The sequence below is a fragment of the Streptococcus bouchesdurhonensis genome (assembly GCF_948472335.1).
The window spans coordinates 231,461-243,278 of sequence record NZ_CAOKTW010000002.1; the positions used below are offsets into that span (position 1 = coordinate 231,461).

The window sequence follows — 11,818 nt, forward strand, 5'->3', positions numbered from 1 at the left end:
ATTATGAAAATCATTATCCAACGTGTTAAAAAAGCCCAAGTCAGTATCGAAGGTCAGGTTCAGGGAAAAATCAATCAGGGGCTCTTATTGCTGGTTGGTGTTGGACCAGAGGACCAAGAGGAAGATTTGGACTATGCTGTGAGAAAACTGGTCAATATGCGGATTTTTTCAGATGCAGAAGGCAGGATGAACCTATCTGTCAAAGATATTGAAGGAGAAATCCTTTCTATTTCCCAGTTTACCCTCTTTGCGGATACCAAGAAAGGCAATCGTCCAGCCTTTACAGAAGCAGCCAAACCTGATATGGCATCAGACTTCTATGATGTTTTCAACCAAAAACTAGCGCAAGAAGTGCCTGTTCAGACAGGTATCTTTGGAGCGGATATGCAGGTTGAGCTGGTCAATGATGGGCCAGTTACCATTATCCTAGATACTAAAAATAGATAAGAAAGATCAAGCCCAGCTACTTGGTTTTTCTCATCTATCATAAAATACTCCAAAAGAAATCGGTGCTTGATAGGCTTGGGGAAAGTCTTGTTTCAGGATTTGGCAGGTGCGATAGGAAGGGATGAGATGTCCTAGGATGAGGAGAGTCCCCTGAAGGAAAAGTGGGGTACCACTTAAACATATCAAGGAGAGAATCATCAGGATATCCCATAGGAGGATTTGTAAGGCAAAGCGCCAGAATCTCGGTCTAATCTGGGAATAGAGTTGACTAAAGTGGTCACAAAGCTGGTTAGAAAGATAGGTCAACAGCACAGGGTGAAAGAAAATGAGCTAACCGCTATAAATCAAAATCCAATCCCAAGTAAGCACCTCTTTAAAAGCCAAAATGCCCAGCATGATTCCATCAATGACAAGGAGCTCAATGGTTTTGATGAAGATGATTTTTTCATGATAAGCCCTCCTTTTTTCATCTGTTAGTGACGGAATAGTTTATATAATTATTATACAATATTTAGTTGGATTATGGAAGCGCTTACTATCGTTTTTGATATAAAAAATAGATAAGAAAACCCTGAAAATAAAACTTTCAGGGTTGGTTGGGGTACTTGAGAAATTAGTCGATTTTTTCGACGTAGAGTTGTTTTGCAATGTCCATACTTACTTGCAAATTCTCGTTTTTACTGAGGATAGTGAAGGTATTGCTGAAGCCATCAAACTGCTTGACTTGGAGAGGATCACCGATGTGAAGTGAGTGCTTATCCAAATAACTGAGAATGTCAAAACTATCGTGCACACGAGTCAGGCGGTAGGCGCCAGCTTCCTTGATGTCAGCTAGTGGCAGGTTATTGATTTCAACCAGGAGTTCTCCCTTGGCAGGAATAGTTCCTCCGTGAGGGCAAGTCTTGGGGAATCCAAGTAATTTTTCTAGTCTCTCCACGAATAGCTCAGAGACAGTATGTTCCAATACCTCAGCTTCCTCGTGAATCTGGTCACTTGTATAGTCTAAATGATGGACTAGAAAAACTTCAATCAAGCGATGCTTACGATAGAGCTCAGAGACCAATTTGAGACCGAGGTCAGTCAGTAGATAGCCACATTCCTTGTCCTTGAGGATGAGATTTTCACTCTTCATCCGTTTAATCATTTCAGTTACGGCAGGGGGAGAGACTTGCATACGAGCCGCAATTTCCTTGTTGGTAATTTTATGCAGGTCTATGCCAATTTCATAAATACATTTTAGATAATCTTCTTTATTCGGGGTCATTCGCTTCCTCTTGTCTAATATCTTTATCTAGTATATCAAAAAAAGCTAGATTTCTCTAGCTGTGACTTTTTATGTTATACTTATTGCAAGAGAAAAAAACGAGGAGATAGATATGACAAAAATAGCTCTTCTTTCAGATATTCATGGAAATACTACCGCTTTGGAGGCTGTTTTGGCAGATGCTCGGCAGCTAGGAGTGGATGAATACTGGCTTCTGGGAGATATTCTCATGCCAGGGACAGGACGTAGAAGGATTTTGGACTTGTTGGATCAACTACCGATTACAGCTAGAGTTTTGGGGAACTGGGAAGACAGTCTGTGGCATGGTGTCCGCAAGGAATTGGATAATACTCGTCCTAGTCAACGCTATCTCTTGCGCCAGTGCCAGTATGTTTTAGAGGAAATTTCCCTAGAAGAAATTGAATTGCTTCACAATCAACCTCTTCAAATCCATCGTCAGTTTGGGGATTTGACAGTTGGAATTAGCCATCATCTGCCTGATAAGAATTGGGGGCGTGAGTTGATTCATACTGGAGCGCAAGAGGATTTTGACCGCTTGGTGACCAATCCTCCTTGTGATATTGCTGTTTATGGACATATTCACCAGCAGTTGCTTCGTTACGGAACTGGTGGGCAATTGATTGTTAATCCGGTTCGATTGGGCAGCCTTTCTTTTTGGATGCCCAGTTGCGGAAGGACTTGCGGGCCCAGTATATGATTTTGGAGTTTGATGACAAGGGCTTGGTAGATATGGATTTCCGACGGGTAGACTACATGTAGCAGCTGAATTGCAGCTAGCTAAAGACCTGAAACTTCCCTATTTTGAGGTTTATTATGAAAGTCTGGTCAATGGTATCCACCATACTCATCATCAGGAATTTCTGAGTGAATTGGCCCAGAAAGAGGGCTATGATAGGGAATTAGATGCTTGGTTGAAAAGTGGTAACGATTGACATTACAACTAAAAAGGGTATAATAAAAGAAAAAGAAGAGTAGAGGCAGGGTAGCCTCGTAAAAAGGAGAAGAGCATGCAAATTCCAAGTAGATTTACCATTGCGACTCATATGCTGATAATCATTGCCCTCAAGGGGAAGGAAAGCAAGGTGACCAGTGATTTTCTGGCTGCTAGTGTCGGGGTCAATCCTGTCATTATCAGAAAAACCTTGTCCCAGTTGAAGAAGGCAGAGCTGATTTCAGTTGCGCGTGGAACAGGAGGAACTGAGATTGTCAAGGATCTCAAGGATATTAGTCTTTTAGATGTTTATCAAGCGGTTGAGTGTCTTGGTAAGACTGGTCAACTCTTCAGTTTCCATGACAATCCAAATCCAAATTGTCCAGTTGGAGCCCATATTCATGATGTTTTGGATCAAAAATTGGAGAGAATCCAGCTGGCCATGGAGGCAGAGCTTGGTCAGACTAGTTTAGAGCAAGTTGTGGCTGATGCAGAGAGTCAGATGAAGGAGTGAATTCTTCTTTAAAATAAAAAAGCTTATGAGAAGGTTTTTATACTCAATGAAAATCAAAAAGCAAACTAGGAAGCTAGCCGCAGGTTGCTCAAAGCACCGCTTTGAGGTTGTAGATAAGACTGACAAAGTCAGTCACATATATACGGTAAGGCGACGCTGACGTGGTTTGAAGAGATTTTCGAAGAGTATTACCTTTTCATAAGCTTTTTATCTATTCTTCCAGGCTTGGTAACGGGTATCAATCAATAATTGGGTGAGGTGTCCCATGGTTTCCCTTTCTTCTGGAGTGAGGGATTGAGCTTGGACGAAGAGATGACGAATGTGTTCGATAGCCTTTAAGGAAGACAAGTCATTGATAGAAGTAATACCAGAATCAAGAATGGTTCCAAAGAAGAGATCGAAGTAGAGATGGAGTTCTTCGTCAGGGACTGTGGCCACCCACTCCTTGAAGGTTGTGTCAACTTGTTGGCTATCACTGTTGGTCTTATCCAGTTGGACGAAGTGCTTGTCCTCAATCTGCCAACTAAAGGTATCGTGCTGGGCGATACCACCTAAGGCAGTACTGTGCACGATGATTTGGTGGGCAGGAATTTCCAGCATCATACCGATAATGGAGCCTTGTGGGATGAAGACCTTGGTTCTATCCATTAGCCTTTGATAGCCCTCAGTTTGTGTCAGCTCTTTATGGAGACCAGGCGCATCAAAGGTATAAACTGCTGTGATCTGATTTTGCGAGCTTTGCTCAATTTGACTAGCAGCATAGATGGCTAGATTTCCTCCCTTGGAATGCCCAGCCAGAATGACCTTTTGCTTAGGATGGTGGGCAAAAAAGTTCTTTAAATAGCGAAGGGCGTGCTTTTGAGCAGGAATTTCCTTCATATAGGTCAGGTGGAAATCTTCCTTCCAGCCAATGATGCTGTCATCTGTCCCACGAAAGACAATCAGATAGGTATCGAGAGTGAGGCGGTAGGTCATAGCCGCAAACTGTTTTTGCAGCTCAGGATCAATGTCATTGATAAAATGGGAGAGTTTGCAATTTTTGAAGCGTTTGTGTTGAGCTAGTTCATCTAATAGCTGGAGGCGATTTTTGCTAGTAAGCATGGTGGGCTCTCTTGGAACCTGAGGTGCTAGATCTAAAAGACGTTGAGGAAGTGTGGAGACCATATTATCAAAGGAGAGGTAGGTAGCTTCTGTTAAGGCTAGAATGTCTAACTCATTCAATGGAAAGTCGTAAAAGGAATCGTATGCGACATCTTTCAGGTAATCAAAAATATTGGCCATAAGAGCTCCTTTCTTTTCTTTATCTTATCAAATTTCCCTCAAATTAGCTAGTAGGATTGTCTTACTTTGTTGGCTAAAAACAAGCTACTTCAAATTCAGTTTCAGACCTGCTAGCATGGAAAAATCTGTTATAATAATAGAAAAGGAGGAGCGCATGCACAAGATTTTATTAGTAGAAGATGATCAGGTCATTCGTCAACAAGTCGGAAAAATGCTCTCTGAATGGGGATTTGAAGTGGTTCTGGTAGAAGACTTTATGGAAGTTTTGAGTCTTTTTGTTCAGTCGGAGCCTCATCTGGTCCTCATGGATATTGGACTGCCCTTGTTTAATGGCTATCACTGGTGTCAGGAAATTCGCAAGATTTCCAAGGTCCCCATCATGTTTCTGTCTTCGAGAGACCAGGCTATGGATATTGTCATGGCAATCAATATGGGCGCGGATGACTTTGTGACCAAACCTTTTGACCAGCAGGTTCTTTTAGCCAAGGTTCAGGGCTTGCTGCGTCGTTCCTATGAGTTCGGGCGTGACGAGAGTTTACTGGAATATGCTGGTGTTATCCTCAATACCAAATCCATGGATTTACATTATCAAGGGCAAGTCTTGAATTTGACCAAGAACGAATTCCAGATTTTACGCGTGTTATTTGAGCATGCAGGCAATATTGTAGCGCGTGACGACCTCATGCGGGAACTTTGGAACAGTGACTTTTTCATTGATGATAATACCCTCTCTGTCAATGTGGCTCGTTTGCGTAAAAAATTGGAAGAGCAGGGCTTGGTAGGATTTATCGAGACCAAGAAAGGGATAGGGTACGGACTGAAGCATGCTTGATTGGAAACAATTTTTTCTAGCCTATCTGCGCTCCCGTAGTCGTCTGTTTGTCTATCTGCTTGCTTTAGCATTTCTGATTTTGCTCTTTCAGTTTTTATTTGCAAGTTTGGGAACTTACTTTCTCTACTTTTTCCTCTTGTGTTGCTTTGTAACCATCTTATTTTTCACTTGGGACATATTGGTGGAAACGCAGGTCTATCGTCAGGAAATTCTCTATGGGGAGAGGGAAGCCAAATCTCCTTTGGAAATAGCTTTAGAAGAAAAATTAGAAGCGCGTGAGATGGAACTTTATCAGCAGAGGTCAGATTCAGAAAGAAAACTGATGGATTTGCTGGATTACTATACCTTGTGGGCCCATCAGATTAAGACCCCCATTGCAGCTAGTCAACTCTTAGTTACAGAAGTAGCTGACCGCCAACTGAAGCAGCAATTAGAACAGGAAATTTTCAAGATTGATTCCTATACCAATCTAGTTTTACAGTACCTGCGTTTAGAAAGTTTTCATGATGATTTGGTCTTAAAGCAGGTTCAAATTGAGGACCTTGTCAAGGAAATAATTCGTAAATATGCTCTTTTCTTTATTCAAAAAGGCCTAAATGTCAATCTACATGACCTTGATAAAGAAATCGTGACGGATAAAAAGTGGTTGCTAGTGGTTATTGAGCAAATTATTTCAAACAGTCTCAAGTACACCAAGGAAGGTGGTCTGGAGATTTATATGGAGGGGCAAGAGCTTTGTATCAAGGATACAGGAATCGGGATAAAAAATAGTGATGTTCTTCGAGTCTTTGAACGTGGGTTTTCAGGATATAATGGTCGTCTGACCCAGCAGTCATCTGGACTTGGACTTTACCTATCTAAGAAAATTTCTGAAGAACTGGGGCACCAGATTCGTATCGAGTCTGAGGTCGGAAAAGGAACGATAGTGCGGATTCGGTTTGCTCAAGTGAACCTAGTCCTTGAGTGAGAATAGACGAAAAAGCCTCCGAATTGGAGGCTTTTATGCTAGGTTCTTATTTCTCAACGCGTGATTTGTTGGCTATATCAGCTAGGATAGCTTGAACAAAATCATCTACTGAGACAGTTTGTGTTTCTTTTTGGCCGTAGCGACGAACGTTGACTGTTCCGTCTTCCATTTCCTTGTCCCCAACGATCAATTGGTAAGGAATCTTGCTGGTTTGTGAAGCACGGATCTTGAACTGCATTTTTTCATTGCGTTCATCTACGTCTGCACGGACACCACGGTCACGGAGTTTTTTAGCTACTTCCCAAGCGTAGTCCACGTGTTTTTCGTTAGATACTGGGATGAGGGTTACTTGGTGTGGTGCAAGCCATGTTGGGAAGGCACCCTTGTAGTTCTCAATCAAGATAGCTGTGAAGCGTTCCATAGTTGAGATAACTCCACGGTGGATCATAACTGGACGGTGCTCTTCGCCATCAGCTCCGATGTATTTAAGGTCGAAACGTTCTGGAAGCAAGAAGTCAAGCTGGATAGTAGAAAGAGTTTCTTCTTTTCCAAGAGCGGTCTTAACTTGGATATCCAATTTTGGTCCGTAGAAGGCTGCTTCACCTTCGGCTTCAAAGTAGTCCACACCCATTTCATCAAGGGCTGCGCGAAGCATGGTTTGGGCATTTTCCCACATCTCATCGTTGTCAAAGTACTTGTGAGTATCTTGAGGGTCGCGAAGAGAGAGACGGAAGCGGTAGTCAGTCAAGTTGAAGTCTTCATAAACATCGATAATCAACTGAAGGGCACGCTGGAATTCTTCTTGGATTTGTTCTGGAGTAACGAAAAGGTGACCGTCGTTGAGAGACATTTCACGCACACGTTGAAGACCAGTGAGGGCACCAGATTTTTCGTAGCGGTGCATCATACCGATTTCAGCAATACGGATTGGCAACTCACGGTAAGAGTGAACATGGTGTTTGAAGACTTGGATGTGGTGTGGGCAGTTCATTGGACGAAGGACAAATTCTTCCCCGTCACCCATGTCCATAGTTGGGAATATGTCTTCTTGGTAATGATCCCAGTGACCAGAAGTCTTGTAAAGTTCAACAGAAGCAAGTGGTGGAGTATAAACGTGTTGGTAGCCAGAAGCCAACTCTTTGTCAACGATGTAGCGTTCCAACTCACGACGAATAGTCGCACCATTTGGCAACCAGAATGGAAGTCCTTGACCAACTTCTTGTGAAATCATAAAGAGGTCAAGCTCTTTACCAAGTTTACGGTGGTCACGTTCCTTAGCTTCTTCACGCATTTGAAGGTAGTTTTTCAAGTCTTTCTTGTCAAACCAAGCTGTACCGTAGATACGTTGCATCATAGCGTTGTCGCTATTTCCACGCCAGTAAGCACCAGCTACATGGAGAAGGTGGAAGATTTGGATACGACCTGTTGATGGAACGTGAGGTCCACGGCAGAGGTCTACATATTCACCCTGACGATAGATAGTCAAACCGCCTTCGTCTTCTGAGTGTTCTTCAATCAATTCCAACTTGTAAGGGTCATTTTTGAAGATTTCACGTGCCTCGTCTTTAGTCACTTCTTCACGAATAGATGGGAAGTTTTCTTTGACGATTTTTTGCATTTCTTCTTCGATACGAGGAAGGTCTTCGTTAGAGATTTGACCAGCTGTGTTGTCAGTATCGTAGTAGAAGCCATCTTCGATAGCTGGACCAACACCCAAGTGAATGTCTGGGAAAAGACGACGAGCTGCTTGGGCAAACAAGTGAGCAGCTGAGTGACGCAAGATTGGAAGGGCATCTTCGTGATCAGGTGTCACGATTTCGATGCTTCCATCCTCAGTGACAGCACGAGTAGTGTCGATGAGTTTGCCGTTGAATTTACCAGCCAAGGCTTTTTTAGCTAGGGAATTGCTGATAGATTGGGCAATTTCAAAAGTTGTAACGCCAGATTCGAATTCACGAACAGCGCCATCTGGGAAAGTAATGTTAATCATGATGTTCTCCTTATATTGGTTATCCATTATTTCTAAAGCAGAAGTGTTTCCCTATTTCGCAGTCTTAAATAAAGAGAAACAAAAAGCAAAGAGAAACAAAAAGCGACGTCCTAGAAAGGACGTCGCAACGTGGTTCCACCTTCATTTATGTGCCTCAAAAAATAGGGACACCTCTGATTGGCTCTAACGTGGCCACCGTTTTATGTTTGCATAAAAGTCAGTAGAGTAGTATCAGTATAGTCTTTCTATGCGTTCTCAGCAACCACGCACTCTCTAGTAGAAAGGGACTAAGTGACTTGTCTCTATGGATTATTATAGCATGATTGTGAGATTTTTCAAGGATTTTGTGAAAGTTTTTTGTTTTTCATTTTTGCAGAATATGCTTGATACCAATACCGGAAGCCATGCCGACCAGAGCAAAGGTTTCATAGGCTAATAAAGTAGACAATGCTAAAATCGTGGAAAGAAATGATAGTAAAGCAAAAGAGCAATCCAATGTCAAAAGGGAAAAAGGGAAACGGTAACCGTAAAGAAGAGAAACGATGAAGGTTACTAACGGAGAAAAGATAAAGATATTTAGAAGATGAGTCCTAGCAGATTGGAACCGGATGAGAGCAGTGAAAATAATTCATAAAGAGGCCAATAAAAGAAAAAGATGACCAGATAGTAGGGGAGATGGGAATAGAATCTAGGCATGATAATCAGCTCGTTTTAAAAAAACAGACAACTTAAATCTCTTGCTATGATTATTATAGCATGTTTAAAACAAGAAAGTAAATCTGTTGACAAAGAAGTTAGTTATTGGTAGAATAGGGATTGTCGTAAAGACAAATAACTTCTTCTTGGTTACAGGCATGCCAACCTGTCACTCGGATGAAGCCAAATAAAAAGGAGAAACATCATGGCAATCTCAAAAGAGAAAAAAATGAAATCATTGCACAATATGCACGTCACGAAGGTGATACAGGTTCAGTAGAGGTTCAAGTTGCTGTCCTTACTTGGGAAATCAACCACCTTAATGAACACATCAAACAACACAAAAAAGACCACGCTACTTACCGTGGATTGATGAAAAAAATCGGTCGCCGTCGTAACTTGCTTGCATACTTGCGTAAAAACGACGTTAACCGTTACCGTGAGTTGATCAACTCTCTAGGACTTCGTCGCTAATTCAAGATACAAAGGCCGTCAAAAGCACAAAGCAAAAATAGGAAAATTGACGAAGAAACTTCAGTTTCTAGGAGATTTTATCTTTTTTGCCAAGTGCTTAGGCCGTGTTCAATTGAGCATATCTTGATAATAAAGCTACTCTAAATTGGGTAGCTTTATTGCGTTGTCACCTTACCTCGCTATACTCAAGTATAATCTTCGGTTACGGTTCCTAACACTGTAAGGTAAAATAAACTAGCTTTTCTCCCTTCGGGGAGATTTTTTTTTGTTTCACTGAAAGTTTCGTACAATCTTCGCCTCGTCGCCTAGCCTATAAACGGTTTATCTAGCAAGAATCATGATGCTAAGGGTGTCAAAAATCCGTATGAAAATAGGGAAATGACACAGTGTTCGATGAACACAAGGAGTTTCATCTTTTCCACTAGGATTTTAGCTCCGGCTCAAATCAGCTCTCTGACTTCAGAGGGCTTTTTTATTGAGGTTTTATCGGTCACAATTTTGGAGACTACAAAAACCTCAAATGGTATCAGCTAATTACACCATAAAGGTGCGCAGCTACTCGGCTTGAAAAGCCGAGTAGGTGTCTGCAAGCCCCCTCGGAGAGCCCACACTTTACGAAGTAAAGTATAATATGTTATACTTTACATGGAAGTAGTCACCGAATTCAGTTAGAAATTACTTTGTAACTACGTTTTGAGGAGGAGTAAAATGCTTTCCTATGTTCGACATTACCCACTAGCGATAGCTAAATTAATGTGTCTGTGCTCTCCTAAAATCTGCTGATTTATTACTGACTAATACAGGAGGTTTTTTTATGGGACAGACAATCATATCTGCTGTTGGTGTTTATATTTCCACCAGTATCGATTATTTAATTATTTTAATTATTTTATTTGCACAGCTATCACAGAATAAACAGAAATGGCATATTTATGCGGGGCAATATCTAGGCACAGGCTTACTTGTAGGGGCGAGTTTAGTTGCTGCTTGCAATTGTTGGAGAAGATGCGGAAGAAGAGGAAGAAATTATTGAAAGATTAGAACAAAGCAAGGCAAATCAACTGTTTTGGACAGTTACATTGCTGACAATTGCGTCTGGCGGAGATAATTTAGGTATCTATATACCTTATTTTGCTTCGTTAGATTGGTCACAGACCCTCGTGGCCTTGCTTGTGCTTGTAATCGGCATAATTATCTTTTGCGAGATTAGTCGGGTGTTATCCTCTATTCCGTTACTATTCGAGACAATTGAAAAATACGAGCGAATCATTGTGCCCTTAGTATTCATTCTACTTGGACTATACATCATGTATGAAAATGGCACGATAGAGACTTTTCTGATCGTGTAGATTTTTTTGTTTCACTAGGATTTTAGCCCGAGCTCAAATCAGCTCTCTGATTTTCAGAGGGCTTTTTCATTGAGTATAAATGGACAAATCTTAAAGTTACTCTATTGTAGAGTGTCTTTTGATTTGATTAGGAGATTCTTATAAATATAGTAAAATGAAATAAGAATAGGACAAATCGATCAGGACAGTCAAATCGATTTCTAAAAATGTTTTAGAAGTAGAGGTGTACTATTCTAGTTCCAATCTACTATATAAATGAAAACCTTAGCTGTTTGGCCAAGGTTCATTTCTTCTATGCAAGTTCATCTCTTTTCTTATCTGGGTTCCAGATGAAGCTTGCGATAAAGCTAAAGATGATGGTTAGGATAGCGAGGATAATAGCAAGGATGAGGGCAGGGATGCGGATAAACCACCAGAGTGGATTTGGTTTTTTATCATTGTGCCATTGTTTCGTTTCTTCGTCCAGACGTTGGAATTCTGTTTGAATACGATTGGCGACTGTTTCAATGCCTTCATCATTCATTTTCTTGATATCTGAGATATCGATTGGATTTCCAAAGTTCATATCGACACGTTCACGGCTAATCAAGCCCTTCAAAGTCATGGGACCGGTGTAGGTAACCTAAGCATGATATGGACCTTGGCCATTTTGGCAATCAGTGCTACGCCCCCCTTGACATCGTTTGAGTGGCGGCTACCACTTGGAAACATGATGAGAGAGAGGTCACTTTTTTTGAGAACGTTGATAGGATATTTGATGGCTGAGGCGCTAGGATTTTCACGGTCGATAGGAAAGGCACCACACATACGAATCCACCAACCAAAGATACGGTTGGTAAAGAGTTCTTTTTTTGCCATAAAGATGAACTGTTTTGGCTTGGTCGCAAAGGCCATATAAACAGGATCCCACCAGGTACGGTGAGGCGCAACTAAAATATAATTTTCATCTTGATTAGGAATTTTATCAGTATTATGATAGTGAGCATTGCCATTGATGGACCATAAGAGCAATACAACTAATCCACGCAAATAAGTATAAAACATGCGATCTC

General features: G+C 41.4%; 7 protein-coding genes and 5 pseudogenes. 7 read left to right on the forward strand and 5 right to left on the reverse strand.

What is annotated here, in order from left to right; genetic code table 11:
• The first annotated feature begins 3 nt into the window (after nt 1–3).
• Nucleotides 4–447 carry a D-aminoacyl-tRNA deacylase gene (dtd, locus tag QMQ21_RS03920; RefSeq protein WP_000691425.1) on the forward strand — a complete coding sequence of 148 codons (444 nt, stop codon included), beginning with the start codon at nt 4–6 and terminating at the stop codon, nt 445–447.
• A 613-nt stretch (nt 448–1,060) separates the two neighbouring features.
• Here dtd and QMQ21_RS03925 read toward each other — a convergent pair.
• The gene (locus QMQ21_RS03925; RefSeq protein ID WP_000188518.1) at nt 1,061–1,711 is read right to left on the reverse strand and encodes a metal-dependent transcriptional regulator; all 651 of its coding nucleotides are present in this window, start codon (nt 1,709–1,711) and stop codon (nt 1,061–1,063) included.
• 112 nt (nt 1,712–1,823) lie between these two features.
• Here QMQ21_RS03925 and QMQ21_RS03930 point away from each other — a divergent pair.
• Together QMQ21_RS03930 and QMQ21_RS03935 are read left to right on the forward strand one after the other, a co-directional pair.
• A pseudogene (locus tag QMQ21_RS03930) lies at nt 1,824–2,664 on the forward strand (metallophosphoesterase family protein).
• Between the two features lie 75 nt (nt 2,665–2,739).
• Complete coding sequence (locus QMQ21_RS03935) at nt 2,740–3,177, forward strand: Rrf2 family transcriptional regulator (RefSeq protein ID WP_001166796.1); 438 nt, start codon at nt 2,740–2,742, stop codon at nt 3,175–3,177.
• Between the two features lie 207 nt (nt 3,178–3,384).
• On the opposite strand, the gene QMQ21_RS03940 is transcribed toward QMQ21_RS03935, so the two are convergent.
• A complete protein-coding gene (locus QMQ21_RS03940) occupies nt 3,385–4,458 on the reverse strand; it encodes a DUF2974 domain-containing protein (RefSeq protein WP_166735800.1) in 1,074 nt (357 codons plus the stop codon).
• 154 nt (nt 4,459–4,612) lie between these two features.
• On the opposite strand from QMQ21_RS03940, the gene QMQ21_RS03945 reads away from it, so the two are divergent.
• Together QMQ21_RS03945 and QMQ21_RS03950 are read left to right on the forward strand one after the other, a co-directional pair.
• A complete protein-coding gene (locus tag QMQ21_RS03945; protein ID WP_000548991.1) occupies nt 4,613–5,290 on the forward strand; it encodes a response regulator transcription factor in 678 nt (225 codons plus the stop codon).
• Entirely contained in the window at nt 5,283–6,257 is a 975-nt protein-coding gene (locus QMQ21_RS03950) for a sensor histidine kinase (RefSeq protein WP_261813949.1), read from the forward strand. Before QMQ21_RS03945 ends, QMQ21_RS03950 begins: the two co-directional genes overlap by 8 nt.
• Before the next feature lie 46 nt (nt 6,258–6,303).
• On the opposite strand, the gene thrS is transcribed toward QMQ21_RS03950, so the two are convergent.
• On the reverse strand, nt 6,304–8,247 hold the full coding sequence (gene thrS / locus QMQ21_RS03955) for a threonine--tRNA ligase (RefSeq protein WP_119942398.1): 1,944 nt from the start codon (nt 8,245–8,247) through the stop codon (nt 6,304–6,306).
• Nucleotides 8,248–8,582: 335 nt separating this feature from the next.
• Nucleotides 8,583–8,943, reverse strand: a pseudogene (locus QMQ21_RS03960) (hypothetical protein).
• A 205-nt stretch (nt 8,944–9,148) separates the two neighbouring features.
• Here QMQ21_RS03960 and rpsO point away from each other — a divergent pair.
• Nucleotides 9,149–9,417, forward strand: a pseudogene (rpsO, locus tag QMQ21_RS03965) (30S ribosomal protein S15).
• Between the two features lie 814 nt (nt 9,418–10,231).
• A pseudogene (locus QMQ21_RS03970) lies at nt 10,232–10,766 on the forward strand (cadmium resistance transporter).
• A 292-nt stretch (nt 10,767–11,058) separates the two neighbouring features.
• Here QMQ21_RS03970 and QMQ21_RS03975 read toward each other — a convergent pair.
• Nucleotides 11,059–11,810 (reverse strand): annotated as a pseudogene (locus tag QMQ21_RS03975) (lysophospholipid acyltransferase family protein).
• Nucleotides 11,811–11,818 lie beyond the last annotated feature (8 nt).